Below are 21,380 nucleotides of genomic sequence, written 5' to 3' on the forward strand. Positions count from 1 at the left end.
ATATTGCTTGGTATATATCAGTAAAGGTGTTTGATATGGCATTAGTCAATTGCCCGTCGTGTGGCAAGCGCGTGTCTTCAAAAGCAAAAGATTGCCCTCATTGTCAGTTTGTATTTGCGGGTAGCTCAAAAGAAGACATCGAGCGTGAAGCGGCTCGACTACGTCAAGAAAAGTCAGATAAACTGGTTTCTCAGTCGATGTTAGCGCTACTGCTCTCGATTGCAGCATTTGTCTATCTCTTCTTCCAACAACCACTTGCTAATAGTTGGCAGCGAAGCACTGCATTATTGGTCATTGGTATTGGACTGGTGTGGTTTGTAATTAACCGCGTTCGGTTGATTATGCTGAAAAGAAAGCGATAGAGTACAGCATGCAATTTGAAGACCTCATTAATAGTATGAGCCAAGATACTTACGAACGCTTGGTGAGCGCTGTCGAAACCGGTCGTTGGCCCGACGGTGCGAAACTTTCAGAAGAACAATTGGAAAACTCCCTTCAGCTAGTTATGGCCTATCAAGCTAAATTTCTCGATAGCGATCAACACTACACGGTGGGGAAAGACGGGCGCATAGTCACGAAATCAAAAAGTGAACTAAAGCGCCAATTTTCAGAGCAGGGCGGTGCAGACACAATTGCACGCTTTGACCTTAAAGATGACGCGGAATAAGAGGCCTTATGCAAGCAGTATCAGTGCGTGATGACATCGTGACCCAATGCGAAGCCATCACAACCGGTGAACCCGATTTAATCGCCAATCTAGCCAACATTTCAGCTCTCATTTTTGACCAGTTCGAAAATATCAATTGGGCAGGATTTTATCTGACCCGCGGTGAACGCGAACTCGTATTAGGTCCATTCCAAGGTAAAGTCGCTTGCGTGCGCATTCCGTTTGGACAGGGCGTATGCGGCGTAGCAGCTGATTCCCAAACTTTACAGCATGTACACGATGTACATGATTTCAGTGGTCACATTGCATGTGACGCAGCCTCGAATAGCGAGGTTGTCGCCCCCATTATTGTCGACGGCAAAACCGTTGGTGTGTTAGACATTGATAGTCCAAGCGTCGGCAGATTCAGTGCCGATGACGCAGAGATGTTCGCGAGAATCGCGGCAATCTGTGCTACCTTTAATTGGGATCAAATCTAGCCCTATGTTTGCTGATTTTGACATCCAACTGTATCTGGTAAATTACGAGGATACTGTTTTCTTCGAAAACCATGAAGAAGAAGCCGCCGACCAGATTAATGAAATGCTGCATCTTATTAATGATCAGCGTTTAGAAACCGATACCGTAGAGCAGCTCGAAGAAGCCGTGCGTCTCACGTTATATGAGTGGATTGAGGAGCCTCGGCTGCTCGAGCTCGAATTCGATGATATGGACATGTTTGTTCGTACTGTTTTAGAAAACGTCCGTGAACAGGAAGAAGATTGGAATGAGTGAGTCTGAAAAACTGACGAAGAGTAAAGACGTCATTGCGTATTTGGCCGAACAGTTTCCTAACTGTTTCAGCCTACAAGGTGATGCAAAGCCTTTAAAGATCGGGATTTTTGAAGATCTGGCGAAACGTCTAGAAGACGATGAGAAGGTGAGCAAAACCCGTTTACGCACGGCGTTACGTCACTATACGAACAGCTGGCGTTATCTTCGCAGTGTGAAGGTTGGCAGTGAGCGCGTTGATTTAGATGGCGAGGCCGTTGAAAAAGTGCTTGATGAGCACCAACAACATGCCGCCGAAGCATTAAAAGAATCAAAGGAACGTGCTGCTGAACGCGCAAAACAGCGTAAAGCCGCAGATACAAAATCAGAAGACGCACGTAATAAGCCTAAGAAGAAGCCTGCGCCTGCGACAAAGGCGAATAAAAAGCCTAAACCTGCACGCAAGCCCGCACCTAAGCTGAAAGATGTTGAACTTAATAGCCTTTCTGTGGGTCAACAGGTTCAGGTGAAAGCAGGAAACCGTCCAATGCCAGGCACTGTTGTCGAAATCGACAAAACCGATGTGCAAGTGCAGTTGGCTAACGGTCTTAGCATGAAAGTGAAAGCGGAAAACGTATTTGTAAAACAATAAGCGTCAGTCAGGAGTCGTCAATATGAAGTCAGGAATGTTTAAATTAAACGCGTTAGCTTTACTGGTCTTAGCCCCGAGCGCGTTGGCGATTCCACCTACGCATGAAATTTCTGAGTTACCTCAACTTGAACAAGAAAGTCAGCACGACACGGTCAGTGAGCGTGTTTTGTCTTACTTTACGCGTTATCACTTTTCGCAGCCTGAATTAAACGATCAATTATCTGAGCAGATCCACGAGCGTTACTTAGAAATGCTCGACTTTAATAAAATGTTCTTATTAAAGTCAGATGTCGCTGCATCGGAAGAGTACGCGCGTTTGTTTGACGACATGCTCGAAAGCGGCGAACTGGAAGTGGCTTATGATTTGTACCAAACCAGTTTAGAACGCCGTTTTCAACGTTATGTTTATGCGCTCTCACTGCTTGATGAAGAAAAGCCGATGAGCTTTGATGAAGAGGGTGAGAAGTATTATTACGATCGCGAAGAGGCCGACTGGGCAAAAGACGAAGAGGCGCTGAACGCGTTGTGGCAGCAACGTGTTAAATACGATGCGCTCAATTTAAAGCTCGCAGGCAAAGAGTGGCCTGATATTGTCGAGACCTTAGGCAAGCGCTATAACAGCGCACTGAACCGTCTAACTAACTCGAAAAGCGAAGACGCATTCCAGGTCATTATGAATGCTTTTGCGCGCTCGATTGAACCACATACAAGCTACCTGTCGCCTGCTAACTCTGAGCGTTTTCAACAGAACATGAACCTCGAGTTAGAAGGCATCGGTGCAGTACTGCAGTCGGAGTACGATTACACCGTGATCCGCAGTCTTGTGCCGGGCGGACCCGCCGATAAAACCGGAGAGTTATCGCCTGAAGATAAAATCATCGCTGTTGGCCAAGGTGTTGGTGACGATGCCGAAGAGTTCGTCGACATCATTGGTATGCGTCTTGATGACGTGGTCGATATGATTAAAGGACCGAAAGGGTCTTCGGTTCGTTTACAGGTGTTAGAGGCGTCACAAGGCGTTGGTGGTACACCGAAAGTGGTCGAGATTGTTCGCGATAAAGTTAAATTAGAAGACCGTGCCGCTAAGGCGCATGTCGAGGTCCCAGAAGATGGCCCCAATAAAGGTCGGAAAATGGGTGTCATCGAGATCCCAGGTTTTTATAACAACCTCACTGCCGATGTTAAGAAATTAATTGACGACCTTAAAGCGGATGAGGTTGAGGGTATCGTGGTTGATTTGCGTAGCAACGGCGGTGGTGCTCTTAACGAAGCCATTAGTCTAACGGGCTTGTTCATTGACGAAGGTCCTGTTGTACAGGTGAGTGATGGTCGTGGTCACGTTGAAGTGAGCAAGGATCGTGATGGTGTGACCTATTATGATGGACCTTTAGTTGTATTGGTGGATCGTTACAGTGCGTCGGCTTCAGAAATTTTCGCGGCTGCGATGCAAGATTATAAGCGTGCTCTCATCGTGGGTGAGAACACCTTTGGCAAAGGTACAGTGCAACAGCACCGTGGTTTAAATCGCCGCTTTGACTTCTTTAGTGAGCCCTTAGGCAGTGTGCAATACACGATCGCTAAATTTTATCGTATTGATGGTGGTAGCACCCAGTTAAAAGGCGTCGCGCCTGATGTCACCTTACCTTCGTATGTTGAATCATCAGAGTGGGGCGAAAGTCGCGAAGATAACGCATTGCGGTGGGATCAGATTAAACCCGCTCAATATGATACCTTTAGCTATCTTGATAGCGCAGAGATTCAATCATTGAACAGCAATGCACATCAACGTCTCGAAAAAGATCCAGAGTTCGCTTATATCTTCAAAGATATTGAAGAGTTGCGTAACAACATGGAAAAAACGTGGGTCAGCCTGAATCTTGAAGAGCGCGAAAGTGAGCAAGCGGCCGATAAAGAAGAACGTTTGCAGCGTGTTAATGACCGCCTTAAGCGATTGGGCATGGAGCCAGTAGAGTCGATAGACGATGTTGATGACGAAGTGCTCGAAGTCGATCCATACCTGAATGAGACTATCTCAGTCGCATTTGAATTTATTGACGATGTGAAGTTAGCTCAGAACGACTAGGTCAATGATCATAAAGATGCTCAAAAAGCCGCCACTTTGTGGCGGTTTTTTTACGTATGCTTGGCAACCTACGCAGTTTGTGGTCAACTACCGCGTTATACAAAAGAAATGATCTAAAACAAAAATGAAAAATACAGCATCAATCTCAAGCCGTTGGTCAAGTCGGTTGTCATTTATTCTGGCATCGTCGGCAGCAGCCGTCGGCCTCGGAAATATTTGGAAATTCCCCTACGTTATGGGTGAAAATGGAGGCGGCGCATTCGTCCTGGTGTATCTCCTATGTATCGCCTTTATCGGTATTCCTATCATGATGGCCGAGGTGGTTATTGGTCGTCGTGGTCGCCACTCACCCGGTTATGCAGCGGAACAGGTCGCAGTCGAGTCAGAACGGAGCAAGCATTGGCAGGTAGCCGGCTGGCTTGGCATGGTAACTGGCTTTTTAGTATTAAGCTTTTATGCCGTTATTGCTGGATGGGCGCTCGATTACGTGTTTAAAGCGGGTAGCGGCGTGTTTAACGGTGCCTCGGCAGAGCAAGTCGGTGGTTTATTTGAAGGGATGCTCGCCTCAGAGAATGAGTTGATGCTTTGGCATACCTTGGTACTCGTGGGTGTCGTCATTGTCGTGGGCAAGGGTGTCAATAAAGGGCTTGAGCGCTCTGTTCGCTTCTTGTTACCAGCGATGTTCGTATTATTGGTGGCATTAGCTATTTATGCGGGTAATATCGGCGCGTTTGGCGAGGCGGTCGCGTTTATGTTCGAACCCGACTTCTCGAAATTGTCGATCAACGGTGTGATGATAGCGCTGGGCCATTCGTTCTTTACGCTGGGATTGGCATCTGGTGTGGTCATCATGTATGGCGCGTACTTGCCAAAAGAAACCTCAATCGTGCAAACCAGTGTTTGGATTGCCGTAATTGATACACTGGTCGCGTTAATTGCAGGGTTAGCAATCTTTCCGTTGGTGTTTGGTTTCAATCTAACGCCGAGCGAGGGCCCCGGTTTAATATTTACCACCTTGCCGTTAGCATTTGGTCAAATGCCAGGTGGACAGTGGGTCGGTACGCTATTTTTCACCATGCTCGTAATTGCTGCATTCACATCGGCGATAGCGATGATCGAAGCATCCGTCGCGTTTGTCTCAGAAAAGTTCAACTTATCGCGTTGGCCGTCAACGATTATCTCTGCGAGTGTATTATGGCTGCTCGGTCAGCTGACCATTCATTCGTTCTCGGGCAGTTCGTGGGCCCAGTTGAGTACCGAGTGGTTGGGTAAACCGCTGAATTCAATTTTTGATGTGATTGATTTACTGACATCGAGCATCTTGCTACCGCTCGGTGGCTTGCTGTTGGCGATATTAGCGGGTTGGGTAATGACCCGCGACAATGCCAAAGATGAGCTAGATACTGGCAAGCACATGTTTGATGTGTGGCATCTGTGCCTTAAGTACGTTGCGCCGATTGCTATCATTATTATTTTTCTTCAACTTATTGGCATTATCGAGATCTAGGATAACGCGTTCATGACACAACAAATAAAACAGCCTACGCTTTTTCAGGCACTCATTCCGCTGGTTGCGCTGGTCATTATGTTGGCCTCATCGGTGTACTTCTTTGGGGAGGATTCATCCTATGGCCCTAACCAGATCGCACTTTGGATAGCTGCGGGTATCGCTTGTATTATCGGCTTCAAAAATGGCTTTAGCTGGGAGCAGATAGAGAAGGGCATTCAGGAAGGTATCTCGGTTGCCCTAGGCGCTATGCTGATTATTCTCGCTGTCGGCTCGTTGATTGGTACTTGGCTTCTTTCTGGTACCGTACCAACCCTTATCTATTATGGCTTGGAGCTATTAAATCCAGGCTTATTTTATGCCGCTAGCTGTATCATCTGTGGCATTATCGCGCTATCGATTGGCAGTTCTTGGACCACCGCAGCGACCATTGGTGTGGCATTAATGGGCGTTGCCTCGGGTATGGGACTCGACCCTGCCATTGCCGCGGGTGCTATCGTCTCAGGTTCATACTTTGGTGATAAGATGTCGCCGCTTTCAGATACCACTAACTTGGCTCCTGCAGTCAGTGGTACAGAACTGTTCGCACACATCCGATATATGGGTTACACCGCCGGTCCCGCGTTCATTATCTCAGTGACCCTGTTTTTATTCTTGGGCTTAAATGCAGATTCTGCAGTCTCGCTCGAGAAGCTCAACCAGATGCAAAACCTGTTGGACAATACCTTTAATGTCGGATGGGCAATGCTTGTGCCATTGTTTGTTCTGCTATTTTTAGCCGCTACACGCAAGCCTGCGCTCCCCACGGTGTTTTTTGGAGCGCTATTGGGCGGTGTTTGGGCTCTTATTTTCCAGCCTGATATGGTTCAACAGATGGCCGATGGCGAAGGTTTTCTCGCGCACTTAAAAGTGATCTGGTTGGCAATGTCTGACGGTACTACCGTAAGCACAGGCAGCACCAACCTTGATTCGCTTTTAAGTGGCGGGGGTATGTCGAGCATGCTTAATACCCTCTGGTTGATTTTAAGCGCGATGACCTTTGGTGCGGTGATGGAAAAACTCGGCCTATTACAGCGCTTCATTCAAGGTATGTTGAAGTCTGCGAAATCTGTGGGCAGTTTAATCACCGGTACATTATTTACCTGTTTCGGCGCTAACGTATTAACCGCCGACCAGTACATGGCAATTGTTCTGCCAGGTCGTATGTTTAAAGAAGAATATCAACGTCGTGGGCTGGACCCACGTGTGCTTTCTCGGACACTCGAAGACAGTGGTACGCTAACCTCAGCGCTGATTCCATGGAATACTTGTGGTGCTTATATGTTTAGCGTATTAGCAGTGAGTCCGTTGGATTATGGCATCTATGCATTCTTCAATTACCTAACACCATTAATTGCGATTGTACTGGCTTACACTGGATGGACGATTTTATATCGCGAGCCAGAGATGACTGAAAATACTCAAACGTCGTAAAGAGGGTTTATGTCACAAAAAACCGCGAAGTATCGTAAGGATTATCAAGCGCCTAAGTTTACTATTGATACGGTGAACTTAGTCGTAGAACTCGATAAAACACACACACGTGTGACGAACACGATGACCATTAAGCGCCAAGGCGACCATAAGGATGCATTGGTTCTAGATGGTGAGCATATTCAATTAGAACAGCTCGCTTTAAATGGCAAAGCCGTTGACGCGCATAAGTATGAGATCGATGATGCAACGCTAACTGTTCACGTGGATGATAATGAGTTCACGCTGACCGTTGTGAATACATTAAACCCTTCAACGAACAAAGCGCTTGAAGGGCTGTACCTCGCCGAAGGCACCTTTTGTACACAATGTGAAGCAGAAGGCTTCCGCCGCATTACCTATTACTTAGATCGCCCCGATGTGTTGGCGACATTTACAACTAAAGTCATTGCTCCCAATGCAGATTATCCTCACATTCTAGCCAACGGTAATAGTGTTGAGCGTGGTGAGGAAGGCGGCAAACCTTTTGTAACTTGGCACGACCCGTATCCAAAGCCAAGTTATCTGTTTGCGTTGGTCTGTGGTGATTTTGATTTGCTAGAGGATACCTTTGTCACACGCGAAGGTCGCGAAGTGGCACTGCAGTTGTTCGTGGATAAGGGCAATCTCGATCGCAGCGAACATGCAATGGTCTCATTAAAGAACGCCATGCGTTGGGATGAAGAACGCTTTGGTTTGGTTTATGACCTCGATATCTACATGATCGTCGCCGTCGACTTTTTCAATATGGGCGCTATGGAGAACAAAGGGCTCAATGTCTTTAACTCCAAATATGTGCTCGCCAACCCTAAAACGGGCACTGACCAAGACTTCCTCAATATTGAATCGGTGATCGGTCATGAATATTTTCATAATTGGACTGGCAACCGCATTACCTGTCGTGATTGGTTTCAACTGTCGCTGAAGGAAGGGTTAACCGTGTTCCGTGATCAGGAGTTTAGTTCTGACTTAGGCTCGCGCGCAGTTAATCGTATTCAAAACGTAAAAGTGATCCGTAGTCATCAGTTTACTGAAGATGCAGGACCGATGGCACATCCTATTCGCCCTGACAAAGTGGTCGAAATGAATAACTTCTATACGGTGACCGTGTATAACAAAGGCTCCGAAGTTATTCGTATGATGCATACCTTGCTTGGCGAGGCAGGCTTTCAAAATGGTATGAAGCGCTATGTCGAACGCCATGACGGTGCAGCGGTTACCTGTGAAGACTTTGTCAGAGCGATGGAAGATGCTAATGACCGTGATCTCTCCGTCTTCCGTCGCTGGTATGAGCAGGCAGGTACACCCAATGTTCAGGTTGAGACGTCATTTGATGCCGAGAAGCAGCAACTTGTTGTTAATACGCGTCAAACGATCCCTGCAACACCAGGTCAACCTGAAAAATTGCCAATGCATATCCCGATGCGTATTTCTGCCTATTCTCCCAGGGGTGAACAGATTGCGTTAAGTGATAATTTGCTTGAGTTGACAGAAGAGCGCCAAACGTTCCATGTCAGTGGTGCGTTTGCGCAGCAGCTTAACGAAAATGAAGCGCCTATCATATCGGTGTTCGATGATTTCTCAGCGCCGGTTAAAGTTGAGCGTGACCTGCCAGAGTCGGCATTGTTGACCTTGATGGCTCATGCCAACGATCCCGTGAGTCGTTGGGATGCGGCACAACAATTATTTACCCGTCGAGTAGTTGATGCGGTTAAAACACAAACCACGGTCGAGGTGGATGAAGCGCTTGTCACTGCGTGCGAACGATTGATAACGTCTGATACTGATCCGGCATTGATTGCACTCACCTTAACTTTACCGAGTGCGGCGACTGTTGGGGAGTATTTCGAAACGATCCAAATTGACGCAATCGTACAGAACCTACGTCAGTTGAAGCGACACCTAGCGGATCAGTTGCATGGTACCATGGGCGCGCGCTACGCCGAGATTTACCAGCAATTACAACAACATGATTACCGTTTATCGGGCGAGGATATCGCGTTACGTCAATTGCAGAATGTGTTGCTGAGCTATTTGACCGTTGCCGGTGAGAATTATGTCAACTTGAGTCAGACTCAGTTCGATAACGCTTCGAATATGACCGATCGACTCGCCGCGTTGCAAGCGTCAGTGTGGGGGAATGCGACCAACGCGACGACTTTAATCGAAGCGTTTGATAAACAGTGGCGCGGTGATAAGTTGGTAATGGATAAGTGGTTCCAAACACAAGCATTAGCTGATACAGATGGCACTATCGCCAATGTCAAAGCGTTGATGAATCACCCTGATTTCAGTCTCGACAACCCGAATCGAATCTATTCATTACTGGCTGCTTTTACGCAGAATAGTGCGCGTTTCCATCAGTTCGATGGTTCAGGTTATGAGCTGATTGGTGACGTTATTTGCCAATTGAATGACAAGAATCCACAAGTGGCTTCGCGCTTGATCTCTGGGTTTATGTCGTGGAAGCGATATGATGCTGAACGGCAGGCGTTAATGAAGCAGCAGTTGGAGAAAATTCAAGCGTTGCCAAACCTTGCCAGTGATTTGCAAGAAAAAATAGAAAATAGTTTAACTGCATAACTATTTCTCATAGTGAGTTAGGAGGGGGTCATCCTGTGATTGAATATCGGTTTTCAATTTCTATGTCGTATCAGGAATTTATCGATATTTATTACGGCGGTGGCGCCCAACATCTAGTTGTACGCTCAGATACCAACGTCCGAATTGCCATCCCTGCCGGTCGTATGGTTCCATTCGTTGACTCCACGGGTGTGTCTGGGCGCTTTATTATCCAGCTCGATGACAACAATAAATTCGTTTCCCTCAAACGCATTTAGCGACCAAATTGGATAGTTATTAAGTAATTTTTCATAAGCTTTAATTCACGCTGGTCTAAACACTCATATATTGCACGAATATGCGTTGAAAGCCTGCGTTAAATGTCCGACAATAACATCAATCATAGGTAGATTATCAGGCCGTGGGCCGCTTTGTGGCTTGCCTACGACGTTTCATCAAAAAAATAATCTCAAGGACTCAGCAATTATGTCGTTGGTTGATGGTCAATCCCCAGTACTTTTAGAAAAAGTAGTTGAACTTATTCAGAAGAAAGTTGCATCAAGCCAAGCTCCGCTTGTGCAAGACTTTGCGAAACGTCTTTACCGTAATATTTCGTCAGATGATTTGAGTCACCGAAATGACAGCGATATGTACGGGGCTGTGCTCGGTTTATGGCACAGCTTTAACGAATATAAACCGGGCGATAAAGCACTGATCAAAGTGTATAACCCGGACGTTCCTAACGATGGTTGGGAATCGCCGCATACCATTATCGAAATCATTCAAAGCGACATGCCGTTCATGGTTGACTCTGTTCGCATGGCATTATCCCGTTTAGGCATTACCAGTCATTTATTACTTCACATGCCAATTAGCCACAAGCGCGATAAAGACAACCAAGTGACCGATTTATTACGTCCAGGTACACGCGACGACAACTATATCGATACTGCGTTTTTGATTGAAGTTGATCGCCAAAGCAGCAAAGAAGAGCTTAAAACGCTCAAAAAAGAGCTCAGCTCGGTAATGGAAGAGATCAGCTTGGCCGTTTCTGACTGGCAACCCATGGTTGATAAACTGTCTGAAGTCGCGGAAGAGGTGACTGCCGAATATTATCCAGGCACAAAAGAAGAAAAGGCAAACATTCAGGCGTTCTTACGTTGGTTGGCGAACGATAATTTCACAATAACAGGTTATCGCTCTTATGATTTAAAACCTGTTAAAGGTGATTATGAACTGAGCCAAACGAAAGACAGCAGTTTAGGTCTGATGCGTAACTCGGTGAGCGACAAAGGCCGCTTGATTTCAAGCTTACCTGAGGACGCGCGTGAAATTACCCAAGACGATCGCATTTTATTACTCACCAAAACCAACTCTAAGTCACGAGTTCACCGCCCAGCGCATTGCGACTATATCGGCGTAAAACGATTTAATGCCGAAGGCGAAGTCATTGGTGAACATCGCTTTATTGGTTTGTATGCGTCGAACTTCTACAACAACAGCGCGCGTGATATCCCATTGGTATCTGAGAAAATTAAACGTGTGATTGATGCATCGGGTTTTGCACCGCAGTCGCATGCAGCGAAAGCCTTGGTGAATATACTAGAAACCTACCCGCGTGATGAAGTGGTTCAAGCAGAAGATGACGACCTGTTGCAGGTTGGCTTAGGTGTTCTACAAATGCAGGAACGTGACATGACCCGCGTTTTCTTGCGTCGTGACATCTTTGGACGCTTCATGACCTGTATGGTTTACGTACCTAAAGAGCGCTACAACACGTTATTACGTCAACGCACGCAGCGTATTTTAAAACAAACATTGCGCACTCAGCACGATGTGGACTTTACGACTTATTTTTCGGAATCAAATCTCGCACGCACGCATTACACCGTGCGTCTAGAAGACGACCAGCAGGACGTGAATGTGAAGGAATTGGAACAGAACCTAATTGAAGCCGCTCGTACGTGGGAAGACAACTTTGAGCGCATTTTAAACTCAACCTTTGGGGAAGCGCGCTCAACACGTTTGAATAAACGTTACAGCCAAGCATTTCCACGCGCGTACAAAGAAGATGTTTTACCGTCTGTTGCCATTTCTGACATCAACCAACTTGAATCGCTTGATGATGATCACAAGCTGGGCATGGTGTTGTACCGTGCACAAGAAGAAAAAGATGACAGTAAATATCTGCGTCTGAAGCTGTTCCATAAAGACGAGCCGATTCATTTGTCTGACGTGTTGCCGATGTTGGAAAACTTCGGTTTACGTGTCATTGGTGAGAGTCCGTACCCGGTTAAAACCTCCGATGGTAACGTTTTCTGGATCCTCGACTTCCACATGATCCATACCGGCGGTGCGCTCGATCTCGAAACCAGTCGCGAGCTGTTCCAAGATGCGTTTGCCAAGGTTTGGAAGGGCGAACTTGAGGATGACGGTTTCAACCGTTTGGTACTTGGTGCAGGCATGACGGGTCGTCAGGTCACTATTTTGCGTATGTTTGCTAAATACATGCGTCAGATTGGTACGACCTTTAGCCAAAGCTATATTGAGAGCACCTTTAGCAAGTATCCATTACTTGCCAAATTGGTTATCAAAATGTTCTTTACCCGCTTTGAGCCAGGTACCAAAGGTGTCGAGAAGAAGCTTGATGCGCTACATACGCGGATTAATACCGAGCTCGATAGCGTGGCAAACCTCGATGACGACCGTATTATTCGTCGTTACGTTGAATTGATTGATGCGGCACTGCGCACAAACTTCTTCCAAAAAGACGAGAAGGGCAATGATAAACCGTATATCTCGGTTAAGTTCTTACCAGAGCTTGTGCCAGAGATGCCTTTACCTTTGCCTAAGTTTGAGATTTTTGTTTACTCACCACGGGTTGAAGGTGTTCACCTTCGTGGCGGCAAAGTAGCACGGGGTGGTTTGCGCTGGTCTGATCGTCGCGAAGATTTCCGTACCGAGATTTTAGGTCTTGTTAAAGCGCAGCAAGTTAAGAACACAGTCATCGTGCCGGTCGGCGCCAAAGGTGGTTTCTATTGTAAACACCTGCCTGAAGATCGCGAAGGCATGATTGCCGAAGGTCAAGCCTGTTACAAAACCTTCATCCGCGCGCTGTTAGATATTACGGATAACATCGTTGAAGGTGAGATCGTACCGCCTGTCGACGTGGTTCGCCAGGATGAAGACGACCCGTATTTGGTTGTTGCTGCGGATAAAGGGACTGCGACCTTCTCGGATATTGCGAATGGTATTTCAGCCGAGTACAACTTCTGGTTGGGTGATGCGTTTGCGTCGGGTGGTTCAGTGGGTTATGACCACAAGAAAATGGGTATTACCGCCCGCGGTGCTTGGGAGTCGGTTAAGCGCCACTTCCGTGAAATGGGCATTGATTGCCAAACAACGGATTTTACTTGTGTCGCGATTGGTGACATGGCTGGCGACGTGTTTGGTAACGGCATGCTGTTATCTAAACATACCCGTTTACAAGCGGCATTTAACCACATGCACATCTTCATTGACCCCGAGCCGGATGCAGCGAGTTCGTGGAAAGAACGCGATCGCTTGTTTAAATTACCGCGTTCAAGCTGGGAAGATTACAATAAAGAATTGATTTCGAAGGGTGGTGGCGTCTTTAACCGTAGCGCTAAAGCGATAGAGCTTACGCCAGAAATGAAGAAGATGCTGGGCTCGCAGAAGAAGACAATGACGCCAAACGAGCTGATCCGTGCATGCTTAACCATGGATGTTGATCTGATCTGGAACGGTGGTATCGGTACTTATATTAAAGGTAAGGAAGAAACCGATTCTGACGTGGGTGACCGCGCCAACGATGCACTGCGCGTTAACGGTGCCGAGCTAAAAGCCAAAGTGATTGGTGAGGGCGGTAACTTGGGTCTGACTCAATTAGGCCGTATTGAGTTTGCCCAGCGCGGCGGTCGTATTAACACTGACTTCGTGGATAACGTAGGTGGTGTTGACTGCTCGGACAACGAAGTCAATATCAAGATCTTGCTGAATGGCTTAGTGAATAACGGTGATTTGACTAAGAAACAGCGCGATAAGCTTCTGTACGATATGACTGATGAAGTGGCTGAAATCGTTGTTGATGATTGTAATCGCCAGACTCAATCACTGTCGATTACAGCGCTACGCGGTGCTGACCAAATCAAGGAATTACAACGCTTCATCCATCAGCTTGAACGAGACGGCGCATTGAACCGTACGCTTGAGTTCTTGCCATCAGATGATGAGTTGGCTGAACGTCAGGCACAAAATAAAGGCTTAACCCGTCCAGAGCTGTCGGTACTGACTGCTTACGGCAAGATGGTATTAAAAGAACAGCTGATCACTGACGAAATCACTGAAGATCCGTTTCATAGTAAAGCACTGTTCCGTTCGTTCCCGAAACCATTACAGGAGCAATTTGCGGACTCAATGGCATCACACCCATTGAAGGGGCAAATTATTGCGACCAAGCTGGCGAATACCATCGTCAACGATATGGGTCCTAATTTTGTATTCCGCAAACAAGAGGCAACCGGTGCAACAATTACCGAAGTGGCCTCAGCATTTGTTGTGGCACGTGAGTGCTTCCGCGTTGAAGAGTTGTGGGATGCTATTGAAGCGTTAAATAACAAGGTACCAGCGGAAACGCAGAATGACATTCTGTTCCAAGTACGTCGTATGGTGCGCCGCGCGACGCGTTGGTTCTTGCGTCACCGCAATGCCAAGTTGAACGGTATTCAGGAGCATATCGATTTTTATATGCCGGCATTCGATGACTTGCGTAAGAACTGTCTGACTTACATGAACGAAGACGAAGCAGCGGTTATCCAAAAATCGATTGATCGCTATGTAGAGCAGGGGCTACCTAAAGCCTTGGCACAAGAAGTAGCGAGTTTGAGCACGGTATTCTCGGCAATGGATATCGCTGAAATCGCGGATGACACGAAACAGTCGTATCAGATCGTGGGTAATATGTACTTCTACTTGGGTGCACGCTTGAACTTGCACTGGTTCCTTAACCAGATTAACAATCAGCCAGTTGCCAACCATTGGCAGGCCTTGGCTCGTGCAGCGTTCCGTGAGGAGCTGGATTGGCAGCAACGTGCACTTACACTCGTTGTCTTGAAGTCAGCCGCCGAAATCGCTGAGCCACTGAAGATGCTTGATGATTGGATGGCACAGAATGAAGCGCTGCTACAGCGCTGGCAGTCTATGTTGTCGGACTTCCGCACGACGAAAAGTCACGAGTTTGCGAAATTCTCAGTGGCGCTTCGCGAGTTGATGTTGTTGAGCCACAACTGTGCGCCTAAGGTATCTGCATAGTGTATAACTTGGTTAGAAAGTGGTTGTTTAACCAAGATGCCGAGCGTTCGCATGACTTGACGCTCGGTATACTCCGGCGTTTTGCTTCCACGCCATTATCCTTGGCGTGGAAGCAACAATTACCGACTAAGCCAGTGACGGTCATGGGCATTGAGTTCCCAAATGCGGTCGGACTTGCAGCCGGGCTCGATAAGAACGCGCGTTGTATGACGGCGTTTGGCCAAATGGGCTTTGGTTTTATTGAAGTCGGCACGGTTACTCCGAAACCACAAGCGGGGAATGCTAAACCGAGGTTATTCCGTCTAGTTGAAGACGAAGCGATTATTAATCGCATGGGCTTTAATAATGACGGGGTCGATGCACTTGTAGAGCAGGTTAAGCAACGCAAGTATCAAGGCGTGTTGGGTATAAACATTGGTAAAAATAAGGTGACCGAGGAGCAAGACGCTCTGCAGGACTATCTTGTGTGCTTGACCAAGGTGTATCCCTATGCCGATTACGTGACCATTAATATTTCGTCTCCTAATACTCCTGGCTTGCGTAACTTTCAGCACGGCGATGCGCTTAATAGTTTGTTGGCAGGCTTAAAGGCCGAACAGAAAAAGTTGGCTGAAACACACAATAAATACGTGCCGCTAGTGGTCAAGATTGCACCTGATCTGAGCCCGGAAGAAGTCCGTACCATGGCTGACGCATTTAATAATCAAGGTATTGATGGTGTGATTGCAACCAACACCACACTTGCGCGTGAAGGTCTAACGGATCAGCAGTTAGCAAGCGAGGCGGGTGGTTTAAGTGGTAAACCTGTTCGTGATCGCAGCACCAATGTGATTCGTTTGTTACGCAGTTCATTGAATCAATCAATTTCGATTATTGGCGTAGGCGGCATTGATTCCGCTGAGGCAGCGCAGCAAAAGCTCGAAGCAGGCGCCGCGTTGGTACAGGTTTACACAGGATTTATCTACAAAGGCCCTAAGTTGATAAAGGATATTGTGAATAACTTGTAAAGCTGGGTGACTTTGGGTACTCTATCTGCCAAATTTATAACAACATTCATAATAATAAAGGTGTGCAAGTTGGAACTTAATCAACACATGTGTTGGCTATACGACGATAACGCTCAGCCATTGTCTATTCAGACAGGGGATGGCGCACCTTTCCGATTGCCTTATAAACATAAGCAGTTAGTGAATGTTGATTTTACCTCAGCACCTTTCAATATCGAAGATCTGACATTACTGCAAAATTTCGTTGATGTACTCGAGGGGTATTCAACCGAAGAGCTCGGTTCATCGACGGAGCAGGCCGCCTTGTGCGCGACCGCATTTGTGCGTTTTGGCTGTCCGCAGATGCCACAAAGCTGGCACTTCCAAAAATCTAACATCGATGAGTGGGCACCAGAGCGTCATATTTGTGAGCTCAATAGTGGCTTTGATGACGGTCTGTTCTTAATTATCGAGCGTGATGAAGAGTTTGCTTCGTGTCTATTGCTGTCAAAGGATATGCAACTTTCACCGATTAAAACACTCAAGCAGTATCACGTTATAAAAGTACTGCATAACCGCTTATTGCCTTCGACACTCGAAATGCGTCAAACGATGCTTTCCAGCCAACGCTTAGCCTAAACAGCAACGACGCTTTCTACCGATCAATGGTAGGGGATTGAAATGTGTGTTTTGGGACTTACTGAATTTGTTTCTTTATTGCTTACTTTGTTTGTTTTACGAGAGATATACAAGAAAGGTATCTTAGATAGGCATCGGAATTGGTTGCGGGGGCAGGATTTGAACCTACGACCTTCGGGTTATGAGCCCGACGAGCTACCAGACTGCTCCACCCCGCGTCCGATGTGGGATGCATAATATACACGTCCTGCCAGTAGCGCAAGGGCTTTTTTTAAATATACAGTTCAAATGCATAAAAAACACACATACCGAACAACCTTTGTTCACTTCACAGGGTTTTAAAGACACATTGGCCCAGAAACGCTATAATCGCGAGCAAATTACTGAATGGAATAAACTATGTTGCGTTTATTTGTGTCCTGCGCGAAAGGCATGGAACAATTACTAGAAACTGAGCTGAAAACACTGGGTGCTCAGTCAATTACGGTGACTCAAGCTGGATGCTATGTGGATGCGGAACTTAAGCTCGCTTACACCATCGCGCTGTGGTCTCGGTTAGCCAGTCGTGTATTAGTTGAGTTAGGTCGTGCAGAAACATTAAACGCAGAGCAAATTCAGCAAGCGATTAGCGTGTACGACTGGACACAGGTGATGCGTGACACGCACAGCTTTGTGGTGGACTTTCATGGCACCAATGATGAAATCCGCAATACGCAGTTTGGCGCACAAGTTGTAAAAGATGGCATTATTGATTTCTTTAGAGGACGTAACGCACAGCGTCCTAATGTTGATAAGCAGGTGCCCGATATTCGTGTTAATGCGCGGTATCACAAAAACGAGCTGATTTGGTCGTTAGACTTTTCAGGGGGCGGATTGCATCAACGTGGATACCGTAAACAACAGGGGGAGGCGCCTTTACGCGAAACACTCGCCGCAGCGGTACTGATGCGTGCTGGGATTCATCAACAGTTAGAGCAGGATGATCCCGTCATTCTTGATCCGTTCTGTGGCTCGGGCACACTTGTGATAGAAGCGGCCATGATAGCTGCCGACCAGGCACCGGGGTTAAATCGTCGTGACTGGGGCTTTTTACGCTGGGTCGGGCATGACCGTAGCGTATGGCACAGCGTACTTGAGGATGCCGAACAGCGCTTTAAAACAGGTCGTAATGAAATGACGGCACGCTTTTATGCCAGTGATATGAATCCGAAGCTCATTGGTATTGCGAAAGAAAACGCCGCACGCTGCCAATTGGGTCAGTTTATTCAGTTTGATACGGCTGATGCGTTGGATATCCAAGCACCTGCAGAACAAGGCTTACTCATTGCCAACCCGCCTTATGGTGAACGCCTAGGTGAAGAGGTTGAGACACTGCTTTTATATCGCCGTTTTGGTCGTCAGTTGAAACAATCATTTTTAGGTTGGCAGGTTGCGTTGCTTGCAGGTGATGAAAGCCTGCTGAAGCGATTAAAACTGCGTAGCCATAAAAAATACGCGTTTATGAATGGTCCGATTGCGACCACTTTGGCGCTTTTCGACCTCACAAAAGAGCAAGTTGAGTTTACAGAAAGTCAATCCGAGGACTTGTCAAATAGGCTCAAAAAGAATTATGCCAAACTTTCGAAGTGGGCACGTAAAGAAGGACTCGACGCATGGCGGGTCTACGATGCTGACTTGCCGGAATACAATGCAGCGATTGATATTTATGGCGATCACCTGGTGATACAAGAGTATGCACCACCGAAAACGATTCCTGATGGTGTTGCGACTGACCGTCTATGGCACCTCGTGGAAATGGTCGCTGAGACATTGCCATTTGATTCAAGCAATATCGTACTCAAAGTACGCAAACGCCAGAAAGGACAAGAGCAATACGAGCGTCGCAATCGTCAGAAGCAAGACAGTGTGATTTTTAATGTACAAGAGTACGGTGCTCAGTTTGAGGTTAACTTAACGGATTACTTGGATACTGGCTTGTTCCTCGACCACCGCTTGGTGAGAAAAGAGCTGTTTGATAAATGCGAAGACCTCGATGTGCTGAACCTGTTTAGCTATACCTGTACTGCCTCTGTACAGGCAGCCTTAGGTGGTGCTCATTCGGTGACATCGGTTGATATGTCAAAGACCTATCTCGCGTGGGGCGAGCGTAATTTCCATCTTAATGGACTACGTGGCGACCAGTACGAGTTTATTCAAGCAGACTGCTTTACTTGGATGCGTGACCAGCGTGATGACAGACGCTATGACGTGATTTTTATCGATCCGCCTACATTTAGTAACTCAAAGCGCATGACAGGCACCTTGGATATCCAACGTGATCATGTCGGCTTACTTAAAACGGCGGGTCGTTTGCTGAATGAAGGTGGCGTGATTCTATTCTCGAACAACCGTAAGAAGTTTAAGATAGACGAAGAGGGGCTCGAAAAGGCGGGTTACTCGGTGAACAATCAAACGGATGCTTCGATCCCCGAAGACTTTAAGCGTCACAAGGGCATTCACCATTACTTTATTATTAGCAAAGATTATTAGGTGGAAGCGTGCATTATCTATTAACCAAGCCACATTGCCCGTTGTGTAAAGAAGCATTATTGCTATTGAATCAATTGGATCTCGATGAACCTATCGAGTTGGGCGTCGTTGATATCAGTACAGATGAAGCACTTCAAAAAGAATATGGTTGGCTCGTGCCGGTATTAATTGATGCCGATGACAACGAGCTGCGGTGGCCTTTTGATGCGCAAAAGGCAAAGGAGTTTATCGAATCATGAGTTTGATACGCGTTCAGGATGCACAGCTTGCTTTTGGTGCTGATGCTATCCTCGATCATGCTGAGTTTATATTAGAAGCTGGCGAGCGAGTGTGTTTGGTCGGGCGTAATGGGGCGGGTAAGTCCACCTTATTAAAAGTGATTGACCAAGAAATTAATCTTGATGACGGTCAGGTTCAGTACGTTGGCGACACCGTCGTTACACGTTTACCGCAGGATCCGCCCGCTCAGTTAGAAATGTCAGTTTACGATTATGTTGCTCAAGCACTCGCCGATGTGGGTGAAAAGCTCAACGAGTTTAATCGCTTGTCGAGTTTGATCGCAGATGATCCCAGTGATGAAATGATGCGGGCATTGGATAATTTACAAACGCAAATTGATGCAAATAACGGGTGGCAGTTTGCTACACGTATTGAGCAAGTCTTAACCCGGCTAAGTCTGCCTGCTGATGTATCCATGTCGCAATTGTCAGGCGGTTGGTTGCGTCGCGTAGCGCTTGCCCGTGCGCTGGTTGTCGACCCCGATGTGTTGTTGCTTGATGAGCCGACCAACCACTTAGATGTTGATATGGTTCAGTGGCTAGAAGAACAATTGTTGCAGTTTAACGGCGCCATTTTGTTTATCAGCCACGACCGTGCCTTTATCCGCAAACTAGCAACTCGTATTGTCGATTTAGATCGTGGTCATTTAACGTCGTTTCCTGGTAACTATGACAGCTATATCGCGAAGAAGCAGGAGCTATTGGAGATTGAGCAGTCGCAAAATGCGGAGTTTGATAAGAAGCTTGCGGCTGAAGAAACCTGGATTCGTCAGGGCATAAAAGCCCGCCGTACGCGCAATGAAGGCCGCGTACGGGCATTGCAGCAATTACGTAAAGAACGCGCACAACGTCGCGAACTTCAAGGCAATGCGAAGATGCAAGTCAACCAAGCGCAACGCTCAGGCAAACGGGTGTTTGAGGGCGAGCATGTTTCGTTGAGCTTTGATAAACCCATTATTCGGGATCTCGACTTGCTACTCCAGCGCGGCGATAAAATCGCTTTGGTGGGGCCTAATGGTTGCGGTAAGAGTACCTTGATTAAGGTGATTTTGGGTGAACAATCCGTTGATGCGGGTAACATCAAGCTCGGTACCAATCTAGAAGTGGCTTACTTTGATCAACATCGTTCGCAACTTGACCCGGAAAAATCGGTGATGGATAACGTTGGTGATGGTAAACAAGATATCGTGTTCCAGGGACGCCCACGTCACATTCTCAGCTATTTACAAGACTTCTTATTTAGTCCAAAGCAGTCACGTACACCTGTGCGCGCATTGTCGGGTGGTGAACGTAACCGTGCTCTGTTGGCCAAAATACTGCTCAAACCTAGCAATATTTTGGTACTCGATGAGCCAACCAACGATTTGGATATTGAAACTCTTGAGTTACTTGAGCAAATTATTGCGGACTACGAAGGAACGGTTTTGCTGGTCAGCCACGACCGTGAATTCGTGGATAATACGGCAACCTCAGTGCTGCTGTTTGAAGGCGAAGGGCATATTACCGAAATATTTGGCGGGTTTTCCGAGATTGAGCATTATCTCGCGCGTAAAAGTTCGCCCGAGTATGGAACAAAATCGGCATCAAAAGAGTCAGAGAAGCCGTCTACGCAACAAAGTAACAACAAGGGTTCAGTAACTAAGCAGAAAAAGTTATCCTACAAGTTACAACGAGAACTCGAAGAGTTGCCTGCACAAATAGAAAAATTAGAAGCTGAAATTGAAACACTGCAGCAACAAATGAATGAACCGGAGTTTTTCTCTCAACCCATCGATGTCACGCAGCCCGTGATGGAGCAGGCAGGGGCTCTTGAAGAGCAACTGATGAGCTATTTAGAGCGTTGGGAAGAACTCGAAAATTTATCAAAACAGAGTAGTTAACCGT

Annotated in this window: 16 protein-coding genes and 1 tRNA gene; 16 read left to right on the forward strand and 1 reads right to left on the reverse strand. The window is 46.9% G+C overall.

Annotated elements, in window-relative coordinates:
* The first annotated feature begins 35 nt into the window (after positions 1-35).
* The 13 genes from DFP83_RS02920 (at position 36) to DFP83_RS02980 (ending at position 16,689) form a co-directional block, all read left to right on the forward strand.
* Complete coding sequence (locus DFP83_RS02920) at positions 36-362, forward strand: hypothetical protein (protein ID WP_110573010.1); 327 nt, start codon at positions 36-38, stop codon at positions 360-362.
* An 8-nt stretch (positions 363-370) separates the two neighbouring features.
* Positions 371-667, forward strand: coding sequence for a YeaC family protein (locus DFP83_RS02925; protein WP_110573012.1), 297 nt, complete (start codon positions 371-373; stop codon positions 665-667).
* Positions 668-675: 8 nt separating this feature from the next.
* Positions 676-1,146 carry a GAF domain-containing protein gene (locus DFP83_RS02930; protein WP_110573014.1) on the forward strand — a complete coding sequence of 157 codons (471 nt, stop codon included), beginning with the start codon at positions 676-678 and terminating at the stop codon, positions 1,144-1,146.
* 4 nt (positions 1,147-1,150) lie between these two features.
* Complete coding sequence (locus DFP83_RS02935) at positions 1,151-1,441, forward strand: hypothetical protein (RefSeq protein WP_110573016.1); 291 nt, start codon at positions 1,151-1,153, stop codon at positions 1,439-1,441.
* Entirely contained in the window at positions 1,434-2,069 is a 636-nt protein-coding gene (proQ, locus tag DFP83_RS02940) for an RNA chaperone ProQ (protein WP_110573018.1), read from the forward strand. Before DFP83_RS02935 ends, proQ begins: the two co-directional genes overlap by 8 nt.
* Before the next feature lie 22 nt (positions 2,070-2,091).
* Entirely contained in the window at positions 2,092-4,152 is a 2,061-nt protein-coding gene (prc, locus tag DFP83_RS02945; RefSeq protein ID WP_110573020.1) for a carboxy terminal-processing peptidase, read from the forward strand.
* 124 nt (positions 4,153-4,276) lie between these two features.
* The gene (locus DFP83_RS02950; RefSeq protein ID WP_110573022.1) at positions 4,277-5,659 is read left to right on the forward strand and encodes a sodium-dependent transporter; all 1,383 of its coding nucleotides are present in this window, start codon (positions 4,277-4,279) and stop codon (positions 5,657-5,659) included.
* A 12-nt stretch (positions 5,660-5,671) separates the two neighbouring features.
* Entirely contained in the window at positions 5,672-7,132 is a 1,461-nt protein-coding gene (gene nhaC, locus DFP83_RS02955) for a Na+/H+ antiporter NhaC (protein ID WP_110573024.1), read from the forward strand.
* A gap of 9 nt (positions 7,133-7,141) precedes the next feature.
* A complete protein-coding gene (pepN, locus tag DFP83_RS02960; RefSeq protein ID WP_110573026.1) occupies positions 7,142-9,754 on the forward strand; it encodes an aminopeptidase N in 2,613 nt (870 codons plus the stop codon).
* Positions 9,755-9,789: 35 nt separating this feature from the next.
* Positions 9,790-10,011: a DUF2835 family protein gene (locus tag DFP83_RS02965; RefSeq protein ID WP_110573028.1), complete on the forward strand. Its 222-nt coding sequence runs from the start codon at positions 9,790-9,792 to the stop codon at positions 10,009-10,011.
* A 208-nt stretch (positions 10,012-10,219) separates the two neighbouring features.
* Positions 10,220-15,064 carry an NAD-glutamate dehydrogenase gene (locus DFP83_RS02970; RefSeq protein WP_110573029.1) on the forward strand — a complete coding sequence of 1,615 codons (4,845 nt, stop codon included), beginning with the start codon at positions 10,220-10,222 and terminating at the stop codon, positions 15,062-15,064.
* Positions 15,064-16,071: a quinone-dependent dihydroorotate dehydrogenase gene (gene pyrD / locus DFP83_RS02975; protein ID WP_181416359.1), complete on the forward strand. Its 1,008-nt coding sequence runs from the start codon at positions 15,064-15,066 to the stop codon at positions 16,069-16,071. Before DFP83_RS02970 ends, pyrD begins: the two co-directional genes overlap by 1 nt.
* A gap of 60 nt (positions 16,072-16,131) precedes the next feature.
* Entirely contained in the window at positions 16,132-16,689 is a 558-nt protein-coding gene (locus tag DFP83_RS02980) for a cell division protein ZapC domain-containing protein (protein ID WP_425319876.1), read from the forward strand.
* 141 nt (positions 16,690-16,830) lie between these two features.
* On the opposite strand, the gene DFP83_RS02985 is transcribed toward DFP83_RS02980, so the two are convergent.
* A tRNA-Met gene (locus tag DFP83_RS02985) sits at positions 16,831-16,907 on the reverse strand.
* Positions 16,908-17,088: 181 nt separating this feature from the next.
* Between DFP83_RS02985 and rlmKL the strand changes: the two genes are divergently transcribed.
* From rlmKL to uup, 3 genes are read left to right on the forward strand one after another with little or no spacing between them, the layout of a single operon-like run.
* Positions 17,089-19,218, forward strand: a complete 2,130-nt coding sequence (rlmKL, locus tag DFP83_RS02990) for a bifunctional 23S rRNA (guanine(2069)-N(7))-methyltransferase RlmK/23S rRNA (guanine(2445)-N(2))-methyltransferase RlmL (RefSeq protein ID WP_110573033.1) — start codon at positions 17,089-17,091, stop codon at positions 19,216-19,218.
* An 8-nt stretch (positions 19,219-19,226) separates the two neighbouring features.
* The gene (locus tag DFP83_RS02995; RefSeq protein ID WP_110573035.1) at positions 19,227-19,457 is read left to right on the forward strand and encodes a glutaredoxin family protein; all 231 of its coding nucleotides are present in this window, start codon (positions 19,227-19,229) and stop codon (positions 19,455-19,457) included.
* Positions 19,454-21,376, forward strand: coding sequence for an ATP-binding cassette ATPase Uup (gene uup / locus DFP83_RS03000; protein WP_110573037.1), 1,923 nt, complete (start codon positions 19,454-19,456; stop codon positions 21,374-21,376). The genes DFP83_RS02995 and uup overlap by 4 nt, the downstream gene beginning before the upstream one ends.
* Positions 21,377-21,380 lie beyond the last annotated feature (4 nt).

The sequence above is a fragment of the Idiomarina fontislapidosi genome (assembly GCF_003226255.1).
Taxonomy (GTDB): Bacteria; Pseudomonadota; Gammaproteobacteria; order Enterobacterales; family Alteromonadaceae; genus Idiomarina; species Idiomarina fontislapidosi.